This is a genomic window from Legionella taurinensis (assembly GCF_900452865.1).
GTDB lineage: Bacteria > Pseudomonadota > Gammaproteobacteria > Legionellales > Legionellaceae > Legionella_C > Legionella_C taurinensis.
This window is the reverse complement of sequence record NZ_UGOZ01000001.1, coordinates 1,229,342-1,254,507: the sequence shown is the minus strand read 5'-3', so window position 1 is coordinate 1,254,507 and position 25,166 is coordinate 1,229,342. Positions and strand designations below refer to the sequence as shown.

Below are 25,166 nucleotides of genomic sequence, written 5' to 3'. Positions count from 1 at the left end.
TTCTCCTGACTAAGGAGCTTAGTTTAATAATTCCGAAATTTTCAATAAATAGGGCATTTGATTAACATTAATTAACTATTGGTTAATAATGTGGCTCAGCTTGTAGCACCGCCCTGCCCGGCGCTGATAAAAAAGATCACTGACAGCATAACCAATTACCGCCGCAAGCTGATTATCAACATACAACAAAGGAATCTGCTGTCGCTGCCAAGGGGGAATTTTCCACTCCTGAAATAATTTTTTCAGCGATTTGTTCTGTCCATGCCAGTAAAACGTGTCACCGCCCTCACGAAAACGAATAGCCAGTTGGCTGCCTGATGGAATAAATAACCCTTCATCAGCGGTTTCTGCCGTTAATTTCCCCATCCCTTGCAGGCAAAGCGTGTTTGGAAAGGTGGTCCAGGGTAAAGGGGATGTGCATTCAGGCCGTGACGGCGACAGGTAAAGGTGATGTTGATAACGCTTGATTGTCACCTGCTGCCAATGGATTTCAGGATTGCTGTCAGGTGCAGCCTGGATCATTTCATCCATTAATCGATTAAACGTGAGGGTGTTGGGCATGCGAACATCGTGTTGACGTAACCACGTCCGCAGCACATTGCCGAGACGGGCTCTGTTTAACCGCAGCAGCGGCAGCAGCGGCAGCACCCGGGATTTTTCTGCCAGGGAAGGGCAATCCAGGTGCGCCAAATCCGTTAAATTGGCCTGTGCCAGACGGCAATGCTCGGCCGTACGCGCGAGATTTCGAGTGACTCCTGGCCATCGGCCTTTGAGCAAAGGAAAAATGTCCTGCCTTAAGAAATTGCGGGAAAAACGGGTATTGGCGTTACTTTCATCGTCAATGAAACGTAGTCGATGTTCCAGCGCGTAGGCTTGCAGTGACTGGCGGGTGCAACTCAGTAAAGGACGTCGTAAATCCCCCTCGCCCACGGTGCTTTTTTCAGGAATTGCTGTCAAACCGTCCACACCGGCACCGCGAAACAGGTGAAGAAGCAGGGTTTCAGCCTGATCATCGAGGTGATGTCCCATAAGCAGGCAATTGTTTTTTTTAATCAGAGCTCCCAACGCCTGGTAACGCGCGACACGGGCCGCTTCTTCCACATTGGCCCGGTGGTCGCAACGAACGGTGAGGGCAATAAAATTCACCTGCCATTGCTCGCAGAGACGCTCGCAATGCTCCTGCCATAAGGAGGCATTACGGCTTAGACCGTGGTTAATGTGCACCGCCGTTACTTTTTTGATAAAAGCAGGGTGTTGGCTTAAGAGGTGCAACAGTACGGTGGAGTCCAATCCACCGCTGAATCCGACAAAAAGGTGCTCGTAAGCCGCCAAATCACGCAGCCAGTCTGGCGCCCGGGTTTTATCAGTCACAGGCACCCATGGCCATGAATTTTTGATAACGCTGTTCAAGCAAGGTATCCATCGGCAGGCGTTTTAATGATCGCAATTCCTCGCTCAACATGGTCTTTAAACGGGACGTCATGTCGGGCAGGTTACGGTGTGCACCGCCTAAAGGCTCTTTGATGACCCCATCAACGAGTTTGAATTCGGAAATTTTATCGGCGGTAATGCCCATGGCTCTGGCCGCTTCACTGGCTTTGGCGGCGTCTTTCCATAAAATGGAAGCACAGCCCTCGGGTGAAATCACGGAATAAATGCTGTACTGGAGCATGAAAACCCGGTCTCCAACACCGATGGCCAACGCACCGCCTGATCCGGCTTCGCCCGTCACTGTGCACAGGATGGGGGTTCTTAATTTTGCCATTTCCAGCAGGTTACGGGCAATGGCTTCGGATTGGTTCCGCTCCTCCGCCCCGATTCCGGGGTAGGCGCCGGCTGTGTCAATAAAGGTAAAAATGGGGATTTCAAATTTCTCTGCGAGCTTCATCAATCGCAGGGCTTTACGGTATTCTTCAGGACGTGCCATACCAAAATTGCGATAGACTTTTTCCTTTGTCTTCTTGCCCTTCTGATGCCCAAGGACCATCACCGGTTCGCCATTTAAGCGCGCCATACCGCCAATGATGGCCGGGGCGGAGGAGTAATGGCGGTCGCCATGCAGCTCCTGAAAATCAGTAAAAATGCTTTCAATGTAATCCGTGGTTTGCGGGCGCAGCGGATGCCTTGCCATTTGTGCAACCTGCCATGGCTCTAAATTGGAAAAAATGGAAGCGGTTAATTCTTCGCATTTGGCTTCAAGGCGGGCAATTTCTTCGCTCAAATTGACTTCATTGTCGCTTCCGACCATGCGCAACGCTTCTATTTTCTGGTTTAACTCTTCAATTGGCTGTTCAAAATCCAAAAATTGTAGGCTCATACGTAACCCGTTGGCGAATTTATTATCATGCGCTATGATACCTTTAACTGCATTCTGACGCTACCGTTGATCCCTTTTTATGAGTAAATCCCTGTTTAAATCCCTGCCTTTGAACGACAGCGATTTGCATCCGCAACGCATCGATGTCTGGCAGTTCCCCCTGGATATCGAGCCGACCTGGGCTCAATCCTTGCTTAATGAACAGGAAATCGCACGCGCCAACCGCTATTATTTCCCCAGGCATCGACGCCGCTTTACCACAGCCCGGGCCATGATGCGGCTTATTCTTGCCCATTATCTTACTGTCTCCGCGAAAAACCTGGTGTTTGATTATTTAAAACAGGGCAAACCCTGGCTGCCTCAGCACCCCTCCCTGCAGTTTAACTTAAGCCATTCCCGCGACACCGCCTTGCTGGCGGTGGGACAGACCACCCCCTTAGGCATTGACATTGAGCACTTTTCAGCCAGACCTTATTACGGACTGGCTATGCATTCGTTTTCAGCCAGGGAAAATCAATCCTTGGCGCAATTACCGCAAAGGCTCTTGCCCCTGGCCTTTTTTAATGTGTGGGCTCAAAAAGAAGCGTTCATTAAGGTGCTTGGCCTAGGTTTATCTTATCCAACCCGGCAATTTGAGGTACCCATCCTGCCTCAGCAACCCGTCATCATTGACGATGCCCTGCATTCGCGGCACTGGCAAATGGTTTCGTTTATGCCTGCCGCTGCCTGTTGCGCCGCGCTATGCTGTCACCCGGAGGTCACGGATTGGTATTATCGCGCCTTAAGCGCGTTACCTGAGGAACCGGATCATCTACCTCTCGTTTCAGGAAAACCATGAAACAATTAAGTCCCCTGCAAATCAAGCTCTTACACCGCCTGGGCGATGGGAAATGCCACAGCGGCAGTGATCTGGGTGAATTTTTACAGATTACCCGCACAGCCATCTGGAAACAGATTAGCCAGTTAACGGCCTGGGGGCTTGCGATTAAACGCATCCCGCAACGCGGCTATCAATTGCTGACCCCGCTCATCCTGCTTAATGAAGACTTAATTCGAAGCCGCTTAAATGATCATTCGGTGAGCACCGCCATTGATTTTCATCTGGCGGCTGAGCTGGACTCCACCAACAGCCATTTAAAAAGCCTCCCCCTCACTCACCCGTTAACCGTTTGCTGTGCGGAAAAGCAGACGCAGGGTCGGGGCCGCTTTGGCAGACACTGGTCCTCTCCTTTTGGCGATAATATTTATTTTTCCTTGCGCTGTGAATGGAATCAGTGCCTGTCGCAATTGTCCGGTTTAAGCCTGGTGGTCAGCTTAGCCCTTTTGCATTGCCTTAAGTGTAATCACATCGCGGAGGATATTGGCATCAAATGGCCGAATGATTTGCTTTGGCAAAACAGAAAGCTGGCCGGTGTGTTGATTGAGGTCAGCGCAGAAAGCAACGGCAATGCGCAGTTAATTATCGGCATCGGCATTAATGTCAACTCCTCCGCTAAAAAGGAGTCGCTTTCTGATAAACCCTGGTGCTCTTTATACGACATTACCGGGCACTATCTTGACCGCAATCGCCTGATTGCCGACTTGATTGTCAGCCTGAATCAATACCTGGAACAATTCAAGGAAGAAGGGTTTAAAGGGTTTCGCCAACAATGGCTTGACGTCGATTTGCTCAAAGGTCAGGACATCACCGTATCGCAACCCACAGGCACGATCCATGGACAGGCGCTTGGGGTAAATGACGCAGGGCAATTGTGTCTGATGGACTCACAGGGTCATAAGCATTTTCTTTCGTCAGGCGATGCGTCGTTGTCAGCAATGTAAACGGGAGAGAGGACGAGGGATTTGTCCCGGACTAGATTATTTCATCCGGGACTGGACGACTGCGATGTATTCTGTGTTATACCGTTTCTTCAGAATCGGATTCTTTTTCCTGCTGGATACGTAAATAAATTTCTTCACGATGGACAGAAACATCTTTAGGGGCATTGATACCAAGGCGAACCTGGTTTCCTTTTACACCAAGTACTGTGATGTTAACATCATCGCCAATGATCAAGGTTTCACCAATACGGCGAGTTAAAATTAGCATAGTTATAAATCTCCCTTCTATAGCAGCCCCCAATCTATTCCATAGATTGCGTCCATGGTGCATTTGGTGACTACAGTTTGTGTAAAAAACAATCAATTTCAACTGTTCTGATTGTAAGTTTACACAACCTATCTTAACAAATTATTAAGAAATTTTTTTATTTCGTAAAAGTAGGTCCGCTTGACTGAGGTCGACTGTCATTATTCTGCCACGCCTGGGCAACCGGCAGATGGGGTATAGCGTCAACCTTGCCGGTGAGAACCGGGTGTCGCGGCCTTATGCCTTATTAACCCTCTCCTCCCCCGCATGAAACGACCAGGCGAGGCCGAAAAGTGGGAGGTAGGCGAGAACCAGGCTGGGTAGAAGTCCCAGAATGCCCCTCTCAAGCATCACAGCAATAGGAAGCAGCCAGCACAGGTTAATGAGGATAACGCCCACCGTCACCGGCCAATGTTTACCGTAATATTGCACGGCATGCTGATAGGCGTGGGTACGATGCGCCTCCAGTAAGCGAGCCCTGCGCAAGCCACGGCGGATAAGGGTTAAGGTCGCGTCGGTAAAGAAAATGCCAGCCAGAATAAACCAGCACCAGAATAGCCGTTCCTGATGAACAGCCGCCTCCAGCGAAAAAACACCCACAGCAAACCCCAGAAAACCGCTGCCGGCATCCCCCATAAAAATACGGGCCGGTGGAAAGTTCCAGATTAAAAACCCGCCAACTGCCGCGGCCAGTAGCAATGGAGGAGCCGCGAGTTCCGTATGGCCCTGTAAAAAATACAGCAGGCTTCCACCTGAACAGACACAAATGGTTTCGGCGGCGGCCAAACCGTCAATGCCATCCATGAAATTAAATAAGTTCAATCCCCAGACCAGGTAAAAAACGGCGAGAAATTGCCCTGCCCAAAGCCACGCTCGATGCGCGGAAAAAAGAGGAAGGTTTGCAAAATTATCCAATAATAAAACGGCCCCAATCGCTAAGGCAAAATGACCGATTAAACGGTACGTCGCCGGTAACTGGTATTTATCATCGAGAAAACCCAGCAAGGCCACCAGAAGCCCAGGCCCCATGAAAATAAGGCCCATTGATGGGGAGACCCGCTGCTGAGTCAGAAACAATCCCACGGCCGCAAGAAAACAAATCACAAACGCAACACCGCCGCCACGCGGCGTAGGGATTGTATGGGAGCTGCGTGCATTAGGAATATCAAGAAGATTAGTGGTTAGCGCATAGCGCCGGACAAAACCAGTGAATACGCAGGAAAGAACAAAGAGAAAACCATACGATGCCATTGGAATCATTGCTTGTCCTGATTAAAAAATTTCATTTTCATTCCTTGCCAACAATGGTATTTTTATAAAAAAAATAATTATAACAGCATGATGCAATTAACAAAATTAAATGCATGGATCAGTTTGCAAAAGCAGGTGGAATCCATCCATCACACGTCGATACCTGCGTTAAAAAACGTAAATCCCAATCGCCAACAGGAATTAATCGTTTCCAATCGCCTTATTACTCTGGATTTAACCAATCAACGGATTAATCAACCCATTTTACAAGGCTTGATTCAACTGGCAGAAGAGCGAAAACTACGTGATCATATTCAGCAATTGATGCAGGGGGGCCGGGTTAATCAGAGTGAAAACAAACCTGCGCTGCACACAGCACTGCGGCAATTGCACCATGAGCCAATTATTGTCGATGGCCGCAATATCCTCATCGACATCGAGGAAGCGAGAGAGCAATCGCGTCAGTATGCAGAAAAGATCCGTGGCGGCACATGGCTTGGCTATAGCGGTAAACCGATTAAAGACATTGTCAATATCGGCATCGGCGGTTCGGATTTAGGCCCGCAATTCTGTATCGATGCGTTAAAACCTTACACCGCACCCCATCTGGGTTATCATTTTATTTCAGACGTGGATCCGCTGTCGTTTGATTCCGTCGTTGCAGCGCTTGAACCCGAAACCACGTTGTTCATTATTTCATCCAAATCCTTCACCACCCGCGAAACCCTGTACAATACCAACAAGGCCATCGCCTGGATTGGCGAACGCTCGCGCATGGACAGGCATTTTATCGCTGTAACAGCCAATATTCCCAAAACTAAAACCTTAGGCTTCAGCCACACCCTGCCTATCTGGAACTGGGTAGGCGGCCGGTATTCCCTTTGCTCTGCCATTAACTTAATCACCATGATTGCCATCGGTTATGAGCATTTTATGGACATTCTTGCCGGCGCCTTCAGCATGGATCAGCATTTTTTACAGATTGAATGGGCCAGCAACATGCCTGTTCTTCTCGCCTTAGCCGGGATCTGGAACATTAATTTTTTAGACATTAATAATTTGCTGCTGCTGACTTATTCTCAACGCTTAGCCTACTTCCCCCATTACATCCAACAGCTGGACATGGAAAGCAACGGCAAATCCATCAATCAGGCCGGGGAGCGCGTCAATTACCACACCGGTCCGATTGTTTGGGGTGGATTGGGTAATCAGGCGCAACACAGCTATTTTCAATTGCTCTGCCAGGGAACACATCGAGTAGCCATTGATACACTGACGATAAAAGAAAATGAGGGCGAACTGATTAATCAAAGCTGCGACATGAAAGTGACGGTGCTGACCCAGGGTGTTAAATCAGAAACCAGCCCCCACGCCACCATTCCAGGCAATGTGCCGCTCACCAGAATTACCCTGGATTCCTGCTCTCCTTTTGCTATTGGGGAGCTTATTGCGCTTTATGAGCATAAAATATACACACAGAGTGTGATCTGGGGTATTAACCCTTTCGATCAACCCGGGGTCGAGAGTGCAAAGCAGTATTGTTTTGCGGAATAGTCAGGAGAGCTGTCTTATTACCTTAACAGGCTCGAGCTCAGATCATTGGCGATAACCGTGGTGCGCTTCTCAATTTCCGCTTCAGCACGCTGCCTTATGGTCGTTACCTGGGCCACTTCCTGCGAAGGAAAAAGAGTATGTCGTGCGATTTGAGTACTATGGATGATCAGACGGGTTGCATACAGCGCCTTTTCTACGATGGGTTGAAGAAGCTCTGCTTTGGTTTGCATAGGGATTCCAGTGAACAAAAGAAAATAATGTTATCACAATGACCAATTAATGATCAATGTTATTGTCTTGACTAAAAACAGGGAGGCGAGGGGCACCCCTGCTGTTCCTCTGAGCCTTCCCACCCTTAGCTTACTATTCTTCAGGACCTTTGCGCTCATGGAAAAGGGGGGTGCTTTTCGGCGTTGAAGACTGCGGAAATGGATGGCATTGGATTACAGAACGATGGATCCCCCGCCTGCGCGGGGGATGACAAGAAATCAGCCCTGCCCTTTATGCAATAAATGGTTTAATCTCAGGGACATAACGCGCATGCTTGGCTACGCATTGCTTGATAGTACTCATGTTTTCCCTAGTCCAGTTAACGGTGCGTTGCAACCCTTCCGGCAACGAAACCTGGGCTTTAAAACCCAACTCGCGTTCTGATTTACTGGTATCGCCGTGGCGCTTGCCTGAACGATCCCAGTTTCGGGGCGGCAATTTATCCAGGGCCGCGGTGTTGCCAGTGATTTCGTTAATCATGGTGGCCAATTCGAGAATGGAGGTTTCCACACCAGAGGCAATATTGTAAACACCCCCCTCTTTGCCCTTCAGCGCACAGGCAATCAGACCGTCAACAATGTCATCCACGTAAATAAAATCACGGGTCGCAATGCCGCCGTTGTCCAGAGGCAACGCCTGGTTGTGCATGGCTTTAAAAATGAAGGTGGGTGTGACATTACGCCAGATGGTATTGGCATTTCCCCGCCATTGACCCGCACCTAAAATTTCGCCCGGTCCATACACATTCTGGAAACGTGCTTTGACAAAAGGCATGTTGTAGCGCATGAAATAATAGTTGCCGTAGAACTCGCCGAATATTTTTGACATTTGGTAAGGGCTGTCTAAGTACAGGGACACGTCTTCCTGTTCGACCGTGGCTTCCGCATAATCAAAGGTTTTCTTGGCCACAACACAGCCAGCAGAGGAATAGACTACTTTTTTGAGCGACTTGAATTTGCTGATGCGATCAAACAGCTTTAATGTGGTCAGCGTATTGTTTTCATGATCTTTTAATGGATCTTCGATGGAGCTCTGGTTGCCATGGTAGGTGGCTAAATGAAAAACATAGTCTAAATCGTCCGGCAGTCGATAAAGCACTGCATCCTCGGTAATGGACGCGTGAATAAAGTCCAGATTGGGGTGCGTGGCGACTCTGGAAATATCAGCCGATAACAAATTATCAACAACAATCACGTTGGCTGCATCCAAAGCAAGAAGCTTATTGGTTAAATTACTCCCTACGAAGCCGGCCCCGCCGACAACAAGTATTTTTTTTCCTGAAAAACTGGTCATGATTCATCCTCAAGATTTTTTCAAAAAAAGAGCAGGCTAAGCCTGCTCTTTCGCATCCGTTACCCTTTACGCAGTTTCTGTTTCTTCTGAGCGCAGGTGAGTAAAGGTTTGCTCGATACCGTATTCTTTATAGTAATCAATCGCTGCTTTAACTCCATTGACCAACGGCGTTGAGGTTTTCCATGAGAAATCCTTGTTGGTTCTGGATGGGTCAAGCAGGATGGTGAAGGCATCGTCGGGATGACGGGGACGGACTTCCACTTCCTTATCCAGCTTAAGATTCAAAGCCGCTAAGGTGGCGTCAAACAGCTCTTTAATCGAGTAATCGCTACCGGAAGAGATATGGTAATAACCTTGGCCCTGACCATCGACAGCACGCTCTACGCAATCCACCAGGTCTTTAATGAATACAAAGTCACGGCGGGTATCCATCACAAAGCAGGCCTTGCCGGAAGTCAGACGGTGATAAAACGTCGGCAGCGGACCGCTGATGTTTCTGGGACCGTAGGCATTGGCCAGGCGGAACGAAACGAAGCTTAAGCCAGACAGTTCGACATAATGTTCAGCGGCAGTCTTGCTGATGGCATAACTGCTGCCGCGGGCATCAAAATGATGATCCAGTGAAACGGGTTGTTCTTTGGGGTTTAAGCCATAGCAAAGTGCAGTCTGGAAATAAACAATGCGCTTGCAATCGGCTTTTTTAGCCGCATTCAACACATTAATGGTACCTAAAACGTTGGTTTTGCAGTCTTCAACCCAATTGTCTGGATCTTTGTAAGAAGCCGCAGCGTGGACAACAACATCCGGTTTAAATTCGGTAAAAATTCGTTCCATTGCAGCCGTGTCAGCAATGGTTTGCTCAACCATCTGCAGATTACGGTGAGGTTTTAAATTGTCGCGGCGACCGGTGGAAAAGTTATCGATAACCAGCACTTCGTCGTTTCTGGCTAATAATCTGTCCGCCAAATGTGATCCTACAAAACCGGATCCTCCTGTAATTAAAACTCTCATTCACTTTTCTCCTATGGTTGCGTATTCATTATTGTGATTCAGCATGGCGCGGTAAGTATGGGCTTGATCATGGAATACCTGATGCCACATCTCGTAGCATAAAAAGCCCCAGACTTTACGGCTGAATTTGCCTGAATCATCAATCGTATTAATAATCCGCTGGTAATCAATGAAATTGTCTTTCCTTGACAAGCCGGTGTGCAGTATGTCAAATACAAACTCTTTCAAATCTCCGCGAATCCACTCATTTAATGGAACCGGAAAGCCCATTTTGTCTTTACGGTTTAAGATTTGCTTGGGCAAAATAGTGGCAAAGGTCTGCTTTAACATGTGTTTCATGCGGCCATCGGCAAATTTCACGTTAGCCGGAACAGTCGCGGCAAATTCAATCAGCGGATAGTACAGGAAAGGCACGCGCGCCTCCAGACCATGGGCCATACTGACTCGGTCCTCGACGTGAAGCAGGCTTGGCAGCAGGCACTTGAAATCAAAATGCGTCATGCTGTCGAAATACGATTCTGCCTTTTCAAATTTAGCCGCGTTGAACACCTCAATGAATTCATTGTACACGTGTTCTTTTTCTGCGGCGGTCAAGGTGACCTCCCCATCGAGGTCCATGCCGCGATCCACCAGCGTAAAGTAACGTTTTTCCAGAGGCTCAAACAGACCATGACTCCAGAACCGCTTAAGCAGGGGTTTATAGGCATTCAACACTTCAAGGTTGGGAATAATGGATTCCGCCGTCACCACGAAATTGCCTTTTTTGTAATTGCCCTCAATGGCCGCTTTCATGCATTGCTCGAAATAGGCAATGACGTAACGGGCATACCCACCAAAAATCTCATCGCCGCCCTGGCCGCCAAGCACGACTTTAACCTGCTTGGACGCCATTTCCGACACCATGTACTGCGGAAACACCCCGGGGCCTGCGACGGGGAAATCAAGATGGTAGATGATTTTACGGAACGTATCGGCAAAATCCTGAGACGTGATGTCGCGAACCTGTAATTTGGTGCCGCAAAGCTGCGCTGCGTATTGCGCGTACTCGCTTTCATCATAGGCCTTGTCTTCGAGAAAACGGCCATGGAAGAAAGGCAGCGCTTCTCCTTTTTGCTGAGTAGCCAGTATACCAATGAGGCTTGAGTCGACCCCGCCGCTGACATAAGCACCGATGTTGACATCAGCACGGGTATGCAGTTTAACCGATTCGTGCAGAATCTCTTCAAGCTTGTTGTAAAAATACTGGGGTGTATGATCGTAGTCAATGTGGTAATGCACATCCCAGAAACGCCATACTTTCTTACCCTCGGCACTGATTAGCATAGCGTGCGCAGGTTCTAACTGATGAACGCCTTTAAACAGGGTACGATTACCCATCGGGTATTGGAAAGTAATGTATTCCGCGAAAGACTGCCGCTCCGTTTTAATCGACGGCAGGAAAGGCAATAATGCCTTGCTTTCGGATGCGAAGTAGAACGTACTGTCCTGTTCGGTGTAATAAAAGGGTTTAATGCCGAAATGATCGCGGGCGCAGAATAATTTTTGACCATCCCAAATGGCAAAAGCAAACATGCCTTTAAACTGTTTGACGCAATCGACGCCATACACCTTGTAGGCCGCCAGAATCACTTCCGTGTCTGAACGGGTGGTAAATGTCCAGTGGGCGGCGAGAGCCTGCCGCAATTCGACGTGATTATAAATCTCACCATTGTAAACAATGACTTCACCGGTGGGAGCCAGCATGGGCTGATGAGCATGCTGAGACAGATCGATGATACTCAAACGGCGGTGCGCCAACCCAAACGTTTTATTCTTGTTTGTCCAAATCCCTTCATCATCCGGCCCGCGATGGGCAATCAGCTTGTTCATCACCTGAAGTTTTTTCTCAAGCTGTTCTACAGCAGCGGCCTTAAGATTAAAAATTCCCGCTATACCACACATAGGTACCTATTCCTTTATTTATTTTTTTACAATCTGATACATCGCTGTTGAATACTTAGGCAGGCATCAGTGGCTTAGGATAATAGCAATCCCCTCATCATTGGTCAAACCATGTTAACCCTTATCCACTACGGGTAGGCTTGTAGGCATAGTCGTTGACATAAGCCATGAGTTTTAACGCGGCATACGAAAGAGGCTTGGCTTGAAGGTAACTGTCGCGATCTGGGATGAACTCGACATTGTTTATCACCGCATAACAATACGCATCGTCCCCTTTAATGGCCAATTCACTGCCTGGCGCCACCTGGATTAACGATTTTCCCAGTTGAATCGCATAATGGCCTGACGCTGTTTCTATCGCTGATTTTGTGCACAAGCCTCCTTTTCCTTGTACATCAATAATGGCTTCCATCGAGTGCGGAATGTCTTTAAATTTCATGCTTAAAGGGGAGCTCGATGACGTTTTACCGATGTATTTGGGCAAGCCGTCAAACGCAGCCTGGTTATTCACGACGGGCACCGTGAGAAGTCCGCCCTTATTTCTTAAAATCTGTAAAGGCTTAGCCGTCAGATATTCCAGAGGATCCCCCACTAAACGCGGGTAGGTAAAGTGCAGGTACCAGCTGTTTAAGCCGGACATGCGTTTCCCTTTTTTATCCAATACGTCTTCAAGCGATAAAAGAGTGGATAAATTATTCTTTTCTTTTACCCAAATACTCCCCCAGGTAATGTCAAAATAGCGCCACTTCTTACCGATTTTTACTTCCGCCGCGGCATGATTGCAGGATTGCCCATTGATGTCCGTATAATAAAAATCCACCGGGCGTGCTTTAACCTTCAATAATTCCATTATCTGTAAAAACATCACTTGATGATTACCGCAAATACCATACCCTCTTTTGAGCATCAGCGACTGTTCATTCATTGACAAAGCTACTGATTTTTCACTCGTTAAGGTCAGGTAGTTATAACGGCCGGAACCGGCGATATTCTGAATCAGATTCATGGCCTCCAACGCACGATAAATATCCATCTCGTTCCTGGATAGCGTATTGTTTAAGGAATAATTAATCCCTTGCACCGCATGCTCAATCAGGCAGGCATGCTGTTTAAAGGCATCCTTGTATTGGCAAAAAAGCCTGGTTTCAGACAATTCATTGGCAAACACGGGATTGAATACACTGATACAAAAGCCTAAAAAACCGCCTAACACTTTCATTATCCCGGAGCGAGTGAAATCCATAACCTTCTCAATTTCCTAGTGAGTGACGGGCATCGATGATAAATGCCTTAAGCCCGGTTGGCAATTGCTCTGACGGCTAATTCATGAATTTCAACTGGACAACACCAGAACGAGACATTATCATTTCGTGTCAACCACGGGACCTGTTGCGACATTACCCTAAGGTTTAATCCTTTCGAAAAGAGTATCGCTGATGAACACTGGACAAGGATATGCTATCTCTTGTGAAAACTTATCCAAAAAATTTTACATCATTGACGAGCATTTGAACTGGCGTATCGTCTTTCGCGATAAAAATACACCGTTTAATTCATTTCAAGCCCTGTCAAATGTCGACCTTCAAGTTCCTAAAGGCAAATTTGTTGGTATTCTCGGTCGCAATGGCGCAGGGAAGAGTACCCTGCTACGCATTCTTGGCGGTGTTTACGCGCCAAGCAGCGGCATCATTCACATTAAAGGGGAAGCCAGTTGTCTTTTTGAAATGGGCGGACTGGGTAATAACCGCCTGACAGGTTATGCCTATGCCGATCGGTTCCTTGATATTTATGGCACTAACAAGTCTGAGCGCCGAAAATTAATCAGTAACATCCAGGACTTCTCCGAACTTGGCGAGGATTTTTACAGACCCATCTATACCTATTCTTCGGGCATGGCCGCACGGCTGTACTTCGCAACTGCCACGGAGGTGCAGCATCAAATTTATCTGGTTGACGAACTCTTATCCGTAGGTGACGAGCATTTTCAAGCCAAGTGCTGGAAACGGTTGCGGGAACGATTTTCCAATGGCGCATCCGGTATTTTGGTCACCCATGACTGGTCTGCGGTCATTAAACTGTGCGAATACGCTTATATTCTGGACAAGGGGAAGATTACCGCAGGGGGACGTTCAGACACCATTGTACAAAAGTACCTGAATTTACCCTTACCGACTAAAGAGTTTGCAGAAATTATTCCTGCTCACCCCATTTACACCGCTCAAAGCGGCAAAGACTGCCAACTTTCTTTTCAGGTTTTACTGAAAAAATCCGTCCCATTTTCGGTGAATTATTCGATAGAGCGCTTTCGCGGCGGTTACGGTTGGGACATTATTTTACTGAATGACGAGTATGTAAAGATTCCCTGCCGTGAGGGCATTAATTCACTTGTGATTCGCATCAAGACTCTCCCGCTTGTGGCTGGCGATTATTACTTTAATCTCTTTTTAAAATCATTGGATCCAACCGTTGATAGTTTGCAACTGGATAGCCGCAGTTGGACATACGGCAATGGGATCCCTTTAAACGTGACCGGGGAGACTTCTCAAGCGTCGGTTCATTTACCCTGGGGTAAGCAGATAAGGATTAAACACCATGCAAACGCCCAGCATTGACATTAAAAATCTCTCCAAGATTTTTTACTCTCGACTAAGCGATAATCTGAAAAAGTCAGATCCCGTACCCTCCGAAGAAGGAGGAAAGGATGACAAAATTGCGTTGAAAGACATTAACCTCAGCCTGCATTCCGGTGAGACCGTCGGTATTATTGGCCGCAATGGCGCCGGGAAATCCACACTGCTTTCCCTGATTGCAGGGATTGCCAGTCCCAGCAGCGGCGAAATAGCCATCACAGGCAAGGTCACGGCCGTTATGACGCTTGGCGTAGGGCTCAGGGAAGATTTAAGCGGTCGAGAAAACATTTATCTTGATGGCGAGATTCAGGGAAAATCGCGCGAATTGATGAATTCGATTATCGACCGAATCATCGAATTTTCTGAATTAGAACATTTCATAGACAAACCGGTTAAAACCTACTCCACCGGAATGAAATCGCGGCTTGCTTTTTCCATGCTGGTCGAGATTGAGCCGGAAATATTGATTATTGATGAAGCCCTCTCCGCAGGCGACATGTTTTTTGCACAAAAGGCCTCTCAAAAAATCAGAGACATTTGCAAAAAAGGCAAAATCGTCCTTTTGGTTTCCCATTCCATGGCCACCATTCAATCCATGTGCAATCGTTGTTTATGGATGGAAAAAGGCGAAATCGTGATGGATGACACCCCGGACATCGTGACCCAAAGCTACTTGAAAAAAATCAGAGAAGAGGATGAGGCCACGGAGACTCAGCATTCCCGCCATGAGGAGTCAACAACTCATCCGGATTCCAACTATCAGATAACCCATGTTCTTTTAAAACTGGCCGACAGTGATTATCCGCAAACGGTTTTTTATACCCAGGATAATTTCATGACCGGCATTGAAATGAACAGACGTCATCCCGGTAAAGCAACACTCGATATAACCATTGAACGCATCGATGGCATCGTTGTTTACCAGGCAACTCATGATTTAGGCGGCATTGAAAAAGAGAAACAAAACCTCTCGTTTATCCTGGAACTGTCACTAACCCCCCTGGTATTAAATAAGGGTTATTACCAATTGAAATTGCAGCTGAATGAAAGCACGATCTGCAGTAATTATTTTACCAGGCTATTTGAAATTAAAAATAATTGCATGCCTAGTGGCGGTGCACCCTTGCTCCACTACCCTGCAGAAATTAAATTAGTTAATAAGGAAGCTCCGGTATGTTCGGATTTGATAGAACTGACTACTCCATGATTTATAATTTTTTCAGGATCAATCTTAAAGACAGATACCTTGCTTCCACTTTGGGAGGAGTCTGGGCGGTCCTTAACCCCATCATCATGCTCAGTATCTTCACGTTTATTTTTGGCTTTGTTTATCGCGCCAAATTGCCAGGAGCCACCACAACCCTTTCTTACGTTGTCTGGTTAATCAGCGGCTATGGCCCCTGGCTTGCCATCAGCGAAGGTTTACTCAATTCCGCGAATTCGATTGTCTCCAATACCGGGATTGTAAAAAACATGGCGTTTAAAACCGAGATTTTACCGGTTTCTTCCATCTTAATTTCAATTATACCGCTGCTCGTCAGTTTGTTTTTTCTAATCATCATTATGATAGCGGATCACAACAGCCCATCCTGGGAAGCGTTAATGATTATTCCAGTCATTGCCATCATGTATTTTTTTATGATTGGACTAGGCTTTTTTCTTTCGGCAGTGACTGTTTTTTTACGGGATTTAGCCATTGTTCTCCCTAATATTCTGATGATGATTTTATTTGTTTCCCCTATTTTTTATACCTTGGAATCCATGCCTAGACCTATTCAAATAGCGTCTCAGGTCAATCCCTTTTATATTCTTACCGAAGGCTTCCGTCAGCCACTGGTCTATCATACAATACCAAACCAGTTAATTTACGGCCTAATCTATGTTTCTGGGCTTGCAGCCTTGCTTTATTTTTTCGGTTTATCGCGATTTAGAAAAATCAAAGGGTATTTTACTTCTGTCATCTAACACAGTAACAATCAATTATTAAGGGAATAACCATGTCAGCTAACATTGCGCAGGAAGAAATTGATAAACAAAATCAAGCGTACTGGAATGAGTTATGCGGTAGTGCACTGGCAAAATATTTGGGTGTTATTGATTCAAGTCCGTCGAGTCTGGCCATTTTTGATGACTATTACCTCAATGTTTACCCTTACCTTAAAAAATACCTTCCTGCCTCAGAAATAGTTGGCAAAAAAGTACTGGAGATTGGTTTAGGCTACGGCACCATGGCTCAATACCTGGCCATGCACGGTGCTGAATACCATGGGCTTGACATTGCTGACAATGCAGCCGCCATGGCCAGACACCGCTTACAGCAACAGGGACTGACCGGTGATGTTCGCGTAGGCAGCATGCTGGAATGCCCCTTCCCGGACAATTATTTTGATATGGTGGTGTCCATTGGTTGCTTCCATCATACCGGCAGCGTTCAAAAATGCGTGGATCAAGCGTACCGGATATTAAAGCCCGGTGGGAAAGCGGTTGTCATGGTGTATAACAAGTTTTCTTTTCGTCAATGGACTCGCTGGCCACTCAACACTGCCGGCAATCTTTTACAGCAACTGATGGGCTTTAAATATTTGATCAAAAGACCGACCGTGGCTCAGCGCCATGCCTATGATGCATCAGTGGATGGCAAACAGGCCGCCCCTGAAACGGAATTTTTTTCCATTAGCGATTTGAAATCCATTTTTGCTGACTACAGCCGTATTCAAGTCACTCGCGAAAATTTCGATGATTGTGTCGTGCTACAATGGAAAAAAATCCCGCTCCTGAAAATGGGGCCTCGCGCAGATTATTTAAATACAAAATGGTGCCGGTATTTAGGGCTCGATCTTTATGTTGAAGCGATAAAATAATTTGAAACGTGGCTTGATAGTTAATGGATGTAAATATGAAGCTAAACATTTTATTCTTATGTAATAAACCAGAATCCGCGGCAGATGCCAATACGATTGTTGATCATATTACAGCGTTCGAAAGGTATTCTCAGCATACGATTTATACCTATTCTAATGTTGGAGATATCACTCCCCAGCTGAATTTGGAAAAGTTTGATGCCATTGTGATTCACTATTCCAGCTCACTGGTTAATGATTATTATATTTCTCCACAATCCAAACTCCTTTTGCGAAATTATCCTGGTTTAAAAATCATGTTTATCCAGGATGAATACCGGCTAATTAATAAAATTATTTCAGAAATTGACTACTTAAACATTGATGTTTTATTCACCTGTTTTCCTGAAGAAGAGATGGATAGAATTTATTGTCCATCTAAATTGCCCTCTTTGGCGAAATACTCCAATTTAACAGGGTATATTCCTCAACGATTGCTGGATTTATCTTCTTCCATCCCCCCGATTTCGCAACGTCAAATTGATGTCGGCTACCGCAGCCGCAAGGTGCCCTTCTGGTTAGGCCAACTCGGTTATGAGAAATGGCATATTGTAGAACAATGGAATCAATACGTCGGGAACGATACCAGATTAAGCGTTGACATTTCCTACAATGAACAGGATCGGATTTATGGTGAACGTTGGATTCAATTCCTTCTCACCTGTAAGACCACCTTAGGCGTCGAAAGCGGGGCCAGCGTCATGGATTTTACAGGGCAGTTGCAAACACTGGTTGATTTTCATCAGGCAACTTATCCGGAAGACTCCTTTGAAAAAATCCAAAAAATATACCTCAGCGAATTTGAGGGTCTGTACAAATTGAATCAGATTTCACCGCGCTGTTTTGAAGCCATTGCTTTAAAAACTGTGTTGGTTTTGTATGAAGGTGATTATTCCGGCATTTTAATCCCAGATAAGCATTACATCCCTCTTAAAAAGGATTTCAGTAATATTACTGAGGTCATTAACAAGATTAAAAACATTCGCTACCTGCAGGACATGGCGGACAGAGCTTATGAAGACATCGCGCTTAATCGCCAGTATCACTATTCAAGCTTTGTTCATCGTTTTGATGAATTGATTAGCCTACAGTTCAAATTACGCAATAAAATACAAGTCAACAATCCTTACCAGCTCGGTGAGTTTACCCAGCTCCTGAAAATCCCTAAAAAAAGGATACAACCTCATTTTAAGATAAAAGGCTTCATTCAACATAAGCTTAGCCGCGTTATGCACATCACGGTTAACCAATTTGCACAAATAAGCCTATTGAGAAAGCTTAAATTTTTTCTTACTCAACGGGTTGTTATTTTTAATCCACTCCTGCGAGTTATTAAACGATACATTCTGCAGCTAATCTAAGCATTAGCTGCATCCACTCATGGATTGGATAACGAACTCCAGCCACTCTAGACCTTGGCCAATCGGGATTTTAAATACGTGATGTAACGGTGGGCACCCTTTAGCAACATTGTAAAGCGAGTGGCTACGGTGTATTTGTCATCTAAAAGCATTTTAAAGAACTGGGCCAGTATAAACTTTAATTCAGTGGCGCCACGTCGAACAACGTTCAGCCATTGGTATTTTTCTAGCGTCTGAAATTCCTGTTGAATAGCCTTTTCCTGCCCTTTCCTTTGCTGCCCTATCTGCAGCAATAGTTGATCCGCGATTAAATTGGAGAAGACATGCTGGCTGTACTTTTCTGACAAGATTAAATCGTCAAACGTTCTGTCAACCATGGCCTGCAAAAACTCAGTGTCCCGCAGGCGTTCCAGGACGTTATCAAGGTTGGAAAAGTCCTTTTCGAGAACGATGTAGTGCGTGTCAGGCTCGCAGACACCACTGTAGTACCCCGGGAACATAATCATGGCCGTTTTAGTTGCTGCCGCCTCAAACACCCGCGGAGAAATTGCATTGTACAGGATCTTACCATCATCAGGCTTTAACACGTGCTCATACACTTCAGGAAAGCCCGCCTGCTTGTTTTTACGCATGAAATGGTTGGTTTTTTTAATCACACTGCCATCAAAATCCCATACACTGGCACCGCTTTCTGTTCCTAAAACAGCCTTGGAATTTTTTAACAGGTTTATCCACGCGTCTCCATAAACACGATCGGATTCTTCAAGGCTAATATCCAGCCGCCACTCACCCTTGCTCACACGTTTTGTAAATTGTTCAGCAATCCATTGTTTTTCGTAAGCGAGACTTCCCAACCAATACTCACAGCGTCTGCCGCGATAAGACACATCAATCTGACGTTCACCAATCGCAGGCGATTGATAATATTTCATCTCATCCTGCACATAGCCAGTAAGAACGGTTATTTTTTTTAAGTGTTTAAGCCTGGGATCCGGGTAAGCTTTGGCTATGATGCTTTGATTAACCAGAGTAAAGAGCAAATCAAATTGTAAACTGTGAAGATACTCCTGCACTCCATTCACGTTCTGATATTCATCCTGCAGAAACAAGAACTTGGTGCCCGAATAAGCGGCAATTTTTTTCTTTAGGCCTGCTGATAAATAATAGTGTGTGTACGGTTTAATGGAGTAATGGATACCCACCGCATCAAAGAGGGAGAGATCAAGTTTATCAATGGTTTTACAAACGAGCGGATTGAGGATATGCCAATGCAGTTTATCACTGGAAGTGACTGCCCTAATGTGATCCTGCACAGCGCCAGTATGGTGCGTTGTGTCGGCAAGAAATAAAACATGAGCCTGAGTCATTTACCCCAATCCATCATTTCAATTGATAATATTTTTTCTTAAGCATTTTAAGTGTGGTTTTAGGTTTTAAAATACCCTTAATCACCGAGCGCATGCCTGGAGGTAGCCGTTGAAAAGTCCCCATGCCGAGTTTAAATAATCTGCTTTTTATGGAGACATGCCGTATGTCTTTTCTATACTCATCAATGGCGTAATAGTTACCTGCGAGTCTTTTGTTTCGTTGCTGAAACTCGTTAGAAATCACACCGTCAACGTAGTGTATGAACGATTGGTAGCTGTACTGTCCACTGCGTGCAACCTCCTCGTATGCTCTATCGACCATGGCCTGAAGGTAATCATTATCGTTTAATTTGGCTAAGACGTCATCCATGTTACTGAAATCTTTTTTGAGCACGATGTAATGGCGATTGGGAACCAGAACCCCCGAATAGTCCCCTTCATACAAAATCAAGGCGGTCTTTAGAGCGATGGCTTCAAAGCAACGAGGAGAAATCTGATTTAACCTATATAACCCTTCGTATTCACGGAAATACAATTGTTGTATCTCCTGGAACGAAGCATGAGGATGAGTCAATTCATACGCTTCAACCTCCTTTTCCAGTTCGCCGGTGAAATCCATGACGCTTGATCCGCTCTCCACACCCAGAGTGGCTTTACAGCGGCTTAGAAATTCAATCCATTTTTTACCATAAATACGATCTCGTTCATGGTAAGACACGTCGGAAACAATGGATTTCCCACGGGTATGTTCCTGCCATTTTTCAGCAATATTCCATTTTTCGTATCCTAACTCACCAAACCAGGCCGACAATCGCCGGGCCCTGTACCCCGCATGAACAGGACGGGATTTGATGGGCGGCTGCGGCCCCAATTGCAACAGCCTCTCCGGTATGTAGCCCGTTAGATTGTTGTATTTACTCACCTTGGGTAAATCGGATTTCTTGTAGATCCGCTCAATTTCTCCATCAGGGAAGCAGGTAAACAGGACATCCACATCCAGATACTGCAATTGGCTGATCATGTTGTTAATTTGCCGGTATTCATCCTGAACAAAAATAATTTTTAACCCTTGATAATTTCGTAATCTCGTCTTGGCGCTTTGCGAAAGGTAATTATTATTTAAAATGCACAGTGAATAATGAATAATAATGGCATCAAACTTCTGCAAATCCAGTTTTCTACTCAAATCCCCCAGATTCGATAAAAGCCAGATGGTATGTTCTGAATAGTCCGTGAATGCGTCGATGTGATCAATAATGGTATTGGCATCATTGCCCACAGGAGGCTTGTTGCATAATAGTAAAATATTTAATTTCATCGTTGAGTAAAACCTATAATAACACCTTAAACTGCCAATCCACGGTAAAAAAGGCTATGCAATAGGGATAAACCTGCTTCGCTTTCATGCCGGATTGGCAGCCATTGATCCTTGTCCGCGTTGTAATTTTGATAGATCAATTCAATCCCTGCCTGTGAAAACAGCTCATCCTCCTGATAGCCTCCGGCGCCATTGCCACAAAGATAAGCCTCTGCCTTAACCTGCTTTAACAATTCAATCAATAATGCGGTGGAGTGCTCTTGATGAGTCAATTGCGATTGCCTCACAAAACGGGTTTTTAATCCCAATAACGCGGAAAGACCCATCACCGCATTAATGTTATATTCAGCCAGCGAGGAGGTATCGAAATCCAGCAGAGGCTCAATTTTTGCCATGACCTCTTCATAATACGGGGCATTTTTATAATTGAAAAAAAGGGATTTTTTAAGTTTTTTGATGTGAAATGCTTTATCCGAAAAAGTAACATTCTTAATGTATTGGATACCCGATTCCTTTTTAATCGGCAACCCATACCAAGAGGGCTGATTATTATTAAGCAGCTTAACCCGATTACACCACGACCCCGAGCCGCTGCCGCTTTTGGGGTAAGCCACCTCATCTAAAAAAATAAAAACATCAGCGCGTTTTATTTTGTCGAAATAACCGTTCCAGGGGAAAAAGTTAGGCTGGTGGATTGCACAGACCAACATAAACATCCTTTCAATTCACTATTATTGGGACTATGATAACAACATTTATTTTATAAAAAAGAGATACGTCTTATTTTATCTCATTTCGTATTATTCAGGAAAAACATGAATAGTCATTTAGTTACTTTAAGGTTCCCTTTGCAGTCTGATAGCGCAAACTACTTCAAGTGGATAAATGACAAGGAACTGGTTCTATTCAATGGCAATTTTAAAGAGGTTTCTCAGCAGGAGCATCAGCAATGGTTCGACAATCTTTTTAAACCATCAGATGCTATTACATTTTCAATCCTCGAGAATCAGGACAATAAATTAATAGGCTCTTGTTCGCTAAGAAATATTAGTCAGATCCACCACAATGCCGAACTGCAAATCAGAATTGGAGAGAGAGAGTATCAAAATCGAGGTTACGGATCCGATGCCGTAAGAAAACTGGTTGATTGGGGTTTTAGCAGTCTCAATCTGAAAAGGATCTACTTAAATGTATTGAGCACTAATCAAAGAGCAATAAAGGCTTATCAAAAATGTGATTTTCAAATCGAAGGAATATTGAGAAAGGCTGCATGCATTGATGGCAATTTCATTGATCTTGTTGTAATGGCCATCATTAAATAAGGTGAATTGGTTTATCTTATTGTTTATTCAGCCAGGGTTCTAACCCATTGCGCGAACGCTTCATTTTCAAATTCATACGTATCTCTTGGAGACTTAAAAACTACATTACTCAGTTTAGACATTGCACGTTGAACATGTGTAACCTCCAAAGATTCAATACCTATAATTACACGAAGTTTTAAAACTACTGCTTTGCTAAAAGGCTTCAACGATGGATCTTGGGCAATCATGCGAACCAACGCTTTTTGCGTTGCATCCAGTGCCGCCCAAGCCCCTTCATGATTTTCAGTATGAGCAAGTTTATCTGCTACCAGCTTCATCGCGTCTTCCAATGTTATCGATGGATTAAGTATCATATCGACAATACCAACCAAAAAGGGCTCGGGTTGTTGTTGAAAATTAACAAATGCTTGCCAGGCAGGAAGGATTGGTAATGTTCTACCAGTAGATTGTTTAAAACGCTCCACTATATACTCAACAAAATCACGATCCAACTTCGGAAAGTCAGCTATAGCCGCTCCGGTTGAGTAGAGAGGTGCGTTTGAATTAGAAAACACATGTGCTAACTGAGTTCGTGAAGAGCCCGTAAATACTACTCTTAAACGATTTTGATTTCTTGTTATTGCAGTGCGTAATGCTGTTGCAACTGCCTCATGCTCTTTAGTTTTTGCCAGTTCCTGTGCTTCATCAATAAGTAGTAAAACAGGTTTTTTCTTACATAACTCATCAATCAATACATCGATTTGCAAGGCTATTTCTGTTTGGTATTTCTTAGTAGAATCCCCGAGCTCAATCTCGCCCTCAACTGTTGCTCCTGCCAATTCAGCCTTTGCTTTAATTTTTTTTATTGGTGTATGAAGCTTTGCAACTAAACTTTGAACCGCATTTTTAGGCTCCAAGGCTCGCTCTAGAGCACGTACAATAGAAACCCCTGGTGATAACTTTGTTTGCCAAAGGTCAACATATGCTACTGTATAACCTGATTTTTCTGCTGCCGGTGTCAAATCTTTCAAAAGGAATGAAGTTTTACCAGCACGACGCGGAGCAAAAATAGTTGTAGACGTAACTAAACCGGCATTTAAAGTGTCTAAATATATCTTCGCTAATTCAGGTCTGTGATAATGCCAAATTTCAATTAAATTCATTTCATTATACAAAATTATATTCATATCGTATAATTATACAAATTAAAAATAATTTTGTATATGGCAGTCTATTATTGATAATATCAGTAAAGAAAATGGGGGTTTTGTTTTCTAAAACAAGAACCAAGGACATAAAATGCTACAAATTAAGGGCATAGCCATTCGTTAACGCGTTTCCTTAAAGAGTTCATCATAAATTCTTTCATATCGCTCAGCACAGGCTTCTGCATCATGCCATTTTAACGCGTATTCTCTACTTGCGTTCCCGATCGTCAACCGCAATTCTTTATTGACTATGAGATTTTTTAATTCCTTATAAACAGAGTCTTCGGTTGCAGAAACTAAAGGGCATTCCTGTAAAGAAAGCAATTTATCCTCTTCTTTATACTCGAATTGATTAAGGTAGCAAATGACAGGCTTGCCCAGCATCATCCCTTCTCTTGCATTGGCACCATAGCGGCCGAAATTTAATTGATCGACGATGATATCCGCCTGGGCCTGATAATACTTAATCACCTCATTCGATTGATTAGTAATGAACATTAATTTGACAGGATAGCCCTCCGCTTTTAAGCGTTCAATCGCTTCAAATACAAAAGGCGTCCCCTTGATATTTCGGGTTTCCGAGTGTCGTGTGTCATAGTTGCCCACTGCATGGTAAATAAGAATTTCCTCTGTTTTTTTATCAACCCAATGATGGTGTGGTATCGATAAATTGGATCTCCAGATGGTCCTATCCAGGCATGTTGTTACTGGCTCGCGTATGGTATTTTTTTTTGCGCCCATAAAATCCAGTGCAGGCAACGTTTCAGTAAAGATTAAATCACAGTAATTACTGACTTTTTTTCCCCATCTGAGATTCTTGGCATCACTGCATACCTCTTCATTATTTTGCCATATGCAACGATCACAGACTTTTAACCCGTTGTCTGCCATTGACCAGGATGAAATTGAAGATTGGGAAATACCGCTGTTACAACCGCTGATGGTGTAGGCGACTTTATTGCCAGCCTGTTTCCATTCAATAATGTCAGAAGGCTCGTTGCTGGTGGTATTGCCTGGAAAAAAAGAAAGATACCCATCTCCTGCAAAATGCATTAAACGGTATTTGGATTTGGCTTCTTGAAAAAAATTTTTTATGTTTTTATTAAATTGGACAGGATCCTCATCGTATAAATTCATATCTTCGCCATGATAAAAATTGGCATTTATCCCATCTGTCGGTTCTAAATTGACCACAATCGCATCCCATCCACGTTTACGCAAGGCTTTGGCCAAGTAATAAAAATGGTAGTAACTATGTCGGTAAAATACGACACTGCGTTTCTTAGGGGCCGTACAGGGCATGGATGACTTGA

General features: G+C 44.9%; 23 protein-coding genes. 9 read left to right on the top strand and 14 right to left on the bottom strand.

What is annotated here, in order from left to right; translation table 11 throughout:
• Positions 1–75 precede the first annotated feature (75 nt).
• Positions 76–1,377 carry a tRNA lysidine(34) synthetase TilS gene (gene tilS / locus DYE45_RS05880; protein WP_370447881.1) on the bottom strand — a complete coding sequence of 434 codons (1,302 nt, stop codon included), beginning with the start codon at positions 1,375–1,377 and terminating at the stop codon, positions 76–78.
• On the bottom strand, positions 1,364–2,317 hold the full coding sequence (locus DYE45_RS05875) for an acetyl-CoA carboxylase carboxyltransferase subunit alpha (protein WP_108293589.1): 954 nt from the start codon (positions 2,315–2,317) through the stop codon (positions 1,364–1,366). Before DYE45_RS05875 ends, tilS begins: the two co-directional genes overlap by 14 nt.
• A gap of 79 nt (positions 2,318–2,396) precedes the next feature.
• Between DYE45_RS05875 and DYE45_RS05870 the strand changes: the two genes are divergently transcribed.
• Together DYE45_RS05870 and DYE45_RS05865 are read left to right on the top strand one after the other, a co-directional pair.
• A complete protein-coding gene (locus DYE45_RS05870) occupies positions 2,397–3,155 on the top strand; it encodes a 4'-phosphopantetheinyl transferase family protein (protein WP_115300594.1) in 759 nt (252 codons plus the stop codon).
• Positions 3,152–4,138, top strand: coding sequence for a biotin--[acetyl-CoA-carboxylase] ligase (locus tag DYE45_RS05865; RefSeq protein WP_115300593.1), 987 nt, complete (start codon positions 3,152–3,154; stop codon positions 4,136–4,138). Before DYE45_RS05870 ends, DYE45_RS05865 begins: the two co-directional genes overlap by 4 nt.
• 76 nt (positions 4,139–4,214) lie before the next feature.
• Here DYE45_RS05865 and csrA read toward each other — a convergent pair whose 3' ends face one another.
• Complete coding sequence (csrA, locus tag DYE45_RS05860) at positions 4,215–4,406, bottom strand: carbon storage regulator CsrA (protein ID WP_108293583.1); 192 nt, start codon at positions 4,404–4,406, stop codon at positions 4,215–4,217.
• 276 nt (positions 4,407–4,682) lie between these two features.
• Positions 4,683–5,705, bottom strand: coding sequence for an MraY family glycosyltransferase (locus DYE45_RS05855; RefSeq protein ID WP_211194876.1), 1,023 nt, complete (start codon positions 5,703–5,705; stop codon positions 4,683–4,685).
• 78 nt (positions 5,706–5,783) lie between these two features.
• Between DYE45_RS05855 and pgi the strand changes: the two genes are divergently transcribed.
• Positions 5,784–7,250 (top strand): glucose-6-phosphate isomerase, encoded by a 1,467-nt coding sequence (pgi, locus tag DYE45_RS05850; protein ID WP_108293579.1) that lies wholly within the window; start codon positions 5,784–5,786, stop codon positions 7,248–7,250.
• 17 nt (positions 7,251–7,267) lie between these two features.
• On the opposite strand, the gene DYE45_RS05845 is transcribed toward pgi, so the two are convergent.
• The 5 genes from DYE45_RS05845 to DYE45_RS05825 form a co-directional block, all read right to left on the bottom strand.
• Positions 7,268–7,480 carry a hypothetical protein gene (locus tag DYE45_RS05845; RefSeq protein ID WP_115300592.1) on the bottom strand — a complete coding sequence of 71 codons (213 nt, stop codon included), beginning with the start codon at positions 7,478–7,480 and terminating at the stop codon, positions 7,268–7,270.
• A 271-nt stretch (positions 7,481–7,751) separates the two neighbouring features.
• Positions 7,752–8,813 carry an NAD-dependent epimerase/dehydratase family protein gene (locus tag DYE45_RS05840; RefSeq protein ID WP_108293575.1) on the bottom strand — a complete coding sequence of 354 codons (1,062 nt, stop codon included), beginning with the start codon at positions 8,811–8,813 and terminating at the stop codon, positions 7,752–7,754.
• A 66-nt stretch (positions 8,814–8,879) separates the two neighbouring features.
• On the bottom strand, positions 8,880–9,824 hold the full coding sequence (locus DYE45_RS05835) for an NAD-dependent epimerase/dehydratase family protein (protein WP_108293573.1): 945 nt from the start codon (positions 9,822–9,824) through the stop codon (positions 8,880–8,882).
• Positions 9,825–11,765: an asparagine synthase (glutamine-hydrolyzing) gene (gene asnB, locus DYE45_RS05830; RefSeq protein WP_115300591.1), complete on the bottom strand. Its 1,941-nt coding sequence runs from the start codon at positions 11,763–11,765 to the stop codon at positions 9,825–9,827.
• A gap of 121 nt (positions 11,766–11,886) precedes the next feature.
• Complete coding sequence (locus DYE45_RS05825) at positions 11,887–13,008, bottom strand: transglutaminase-like domain-containing protein (protein ID WP_133138179.1); 1,122 nt, start codon at positions 13,006–13,008, stop codon at positions 11,887–11,889.
• A 193-nt stretch (positions 13,009–13,201) separates the two neighbouring features.
• On the opposite strand from DYE45_RS05825, the gene DYE45_RS05820 reads away from it, so the two are divergent.
• The 5 genes from DYE45_RS05820 to DYE45_RS05800 all read left to right on the top strand — a co-directional run bounded on the left by DYE45_RS05820 (position 13,202) and on the right by DYE45_RS05800 (position 18,656).
• Positions 13,202–14,377 (top strand): ABC transporter ATP-binding protein, encoded by a 1,176-nt coding sequence (locus DYE45_RS05820; RefSeq protein ID WP_108335301.1) that lies wholly within the window; start codon positions 13,202–13,204, stop codon positions 14,375–14,377.
• Entirely contained in the window at positions 14,358–15,602 is a 1,245-nt protein-coding gene (locus DYE45_RS05815; RefSeq protein WP_108293565.1) for an ABC transporter ATP-binding protein, read from the top strand. Before DYE45_RS05820 ends, DYE45_RS05815 begins: the two co-directional genes overlap by 20 nt.
• Positions 15,569–16,360, top strand: coding sequence for an ABC transporter permease (locus DYE45_RS05810; protein WP_108293563.1), 792 nt, complete (start codon positions 15,569–15,571; stop codon positions 16,358–16,360). Before DYE45_RS05815 ends, DYE45_RS05810 begins: the two co-directional genes overlap by 34 nt.
• A gap of 32 nt (positions 16,361–16,392) precedes the next feature.
• Positions 16,393–17,256 carry a class I SAM-dependent methyltransferase gene (locus DYE45_RS05805; protein WP_108293561.1) on the top strand — a complete coding sequence of 288 codons (864 nt, stop codon included), beginning with the start codon at positions 16,393–16,395 and terminating at the stop codon, positions 17,254–17,256.
• A gap of 185 nt (positions 17,257–17,441) precedes the next feature.
• A complete protein-coding gene (locus DYE45_RS05800; protein ID WP_133138180.1) occupies positions 17,442–18,656 on the top strand; it encodes a glycosyltransferase in 1,215 nt (404 codons plus the stop codon).
• 47 nt (positions 18,657–18,703) lie between these two features.
• Here the strand turns inward: DYE45_RS05800 and DYE45_RS05795 are convergent, their stop codons facing one another.
• The 3 genes from DYE45_RS05795 to DYE45_RS05785 are packed head-to-tail and all read right to left on the bottom strand — an operon-like array spanning position 18,704 to position 22,051.
• Complete coding sequence (locus DYE45_RS05795; RefSeq protein WP_108293557.1) at positions 18,704–20,023, bottom strand: hypothetical protein; 1,320 nt, start codon at positions 20,021–20,023, stop codon at positions 18,704–18,706.
• A 13-nt stretch (positions 20,024–20,036) separates the two neighbouring features.
• A complete protein-coding gene (locus DYE45_RS05790; protein WP_115300590.1) occupies positions 20,037–21,341 on the bottom strand; it encodes a glycosyltransferase in 1,305 nt (434 codons plus the stop codon).
• 26 nt (positions 21,342–21,367) lie between these two features.
• Positions 21,368–22,051, bottom strand: a complete 684-nt coding sequence (locus DYE45_RS05785; RefSeq protein WP_160160685.1) for a WbqC family protein — start codon at positions 22,049–22,051, stop codon at positions 21,368–21,370.
• 105 nt (positions 22,052–22,156) lie between these two features.
• Here DYE45_RS05785 and DYE45_RS05780 point away from each other — a divergent pair, with 105 nt between their 5' ends.
• Positions 22,157–22,663: a GNAT family N-acetyltransferase gene (locus DYE45_RS05780; RefSeq protein ID WP_108293551.1), complete on the top strand. Its 507-nt coding sequence runs from the start codon at positions 22,157–22,159 to the stop codon at positions 22,661–22,663.
• A gap of 23 nt (positions 22,664–22,686) precedes the next feature.
• Here the strand turns inward: DYE45_RS05780 and DYE45_RS05775 are convergent, their stop codons facing one another.
• Positions 22,687–23,808: an ATP-binding protein gene (locus DYE45_RS05775; protein ID WP_115300589.1), complete on the bottom strand. Its 1,122-nt coding sequence runs from the start codon at positions 23,806–23,808 to the stop codon at positions 22,687–22,689.
• Positions 23,809–23,973: 165 nt separating this feature from the next.
• The gene (locus DYE45_RS05770) at positions 23,974–25,074 is read right to left on the bottom strand and encodes a glycosyltransferase (RefSeq protein ID WP_133138181.1); all 1,101 of its coding nucleotides are present in this window, start codon (positions 25,072–25,074) and stop codon (positions 23,974–23,976) included.
• Positions 25,075–25,166: the final 92 nt, after the last annotated feature.

Coding starts and splice junctions, on each gene's coding strand:
- DYE45_RS05875 (WP_108293589.1), bottom strand. CDS start 2,317: ATGAGCCTACAATTTTTGGATTTTGAACAGCCAATTGAAGAGTTAAAC.
- DYE45_RS05870 (WP_115300594.1), top strand. CDS start 2,397: ATGAGTAAATCCCTGTTTAAATCCCTGCCTTTGAACGACAGCGATTTG.
- DYE45_RS05865 (WP_115300593.1), top strand. CDS start 3,152: ATGAAACAATTAAGTCCCCTGCAAATCAAGCTCTTACACCGCCTGGGC.
- csrA (WP_108293583.1), bottom strand. CDS start 4,406: ATGCTAATTTTAACTCGCCGTATTGGTGAAACCTTGATCATTGGCGAT.
- DYE45_RS05855 (WP_211194876.1), bottom strand. CDS start 5,705: ATGATTCCAATGGCATCGTATGGTTTTCTCTTTGTTCTTTCCTGCGTA.
- pgi (WP_108293579.1), top strand. CDS start 5,784: ATGATGCAATTAACAAAATTAAATGCATGGATCAGTTTGCAAAAGCAG.
- DYE45_RS05845 (WP_115300592.1), bottom strand. CDS start 7,480: ATGCAAACCAAAGCAGAGCTTCTTCAACCCATCGTAGAAAAGGCGCTG.
- DYE45_RS05840 (WP_108293575.1), bottom strand. CDS start 8,813: ATGACCAGTTTTTCAGGAAAAAAAATACTTGTTGTCGGCGGGGCCGGC.
- DYE45_RS05835 (WP_108293573.1), bottom strand. CDS start 9,824: ATGAGAGTTTTAATTACAGGAGGATCCGGTTTTGTAGGATCACATTTG.
- asnB (WP_115300591.1), bottom strand. CDS start 11,765: ATGTGTGGTATAGCGGGAATTTTTAATCTTAAGGCCGCTGCTGTAGAA.
- DYE45_RS05825 (WP_133138179.1), bottom strand. CDS start 13,008: ATGGATTTCACTCGCTCCGGGATAATGAAAGTGTTAGGCGGTTTTTTA.
- DYE45_RS05820 (WP_108335301.1), top strand. CDS start 13,202: ATGAACACTGGACAAGGATATGCTATCTCTTGTGAAAACTTATCCAAA.
- DYE45_RS05815 (WP_108293565.1), top strand. CDS start 14,358: ATGCAAACGCCCAGCATTGACATTAAAAATCTCTCCAAGATTTTTTAC.
- DYE45_RS05810 (WP_108293563.1), top strand. CDS start 15,569: ATGTTCGGATTTGATAGAACTGACTACTCCATGATTTATAATTTTTTC.
- DYE45_RS05805 (WP_108293561.1), top strand. CDS start 16,393: ATGTCAGCTAACATTGCGCAGGAAGAAATTGATAAACAAAATCAAGCG.
- DYE45_RS05795 (WP_108293557.1), bottom strand. CDS start 20,023: ATGACTCAGGCTCATGTTTTATTTCTTGCCGACACAACGCACCATACT.
- DYE45_RS05790 (WP_115300590.1), bottom strand. CDS start 21,341: ATGAAATTAAATATTTTACTATTATGCAACAAGCCTCCTGTGGGCAAT.
- DYE45_RS05785 (WP_160160685.1), bottom strand. CDS start 22,051: ATGTTGGTCTGTGCAATCCACCAGCCTAACTTTTTCCCCTGGAACGGT.
- DYE45_RS05780 (WP_108293551.1), top strand. CDS start 22,157: ATGAATAGTCATTTAGTTACTTTAAGGTTCCCTTTGCAGTCTGATAGC.
- DYE45_RS05775 (WP_115300589.1), bottom strand. CDS start 23,808: ATGAATTTAATTGAAATTTGGCATTATCACAGACCTGAATTAGCGAAG.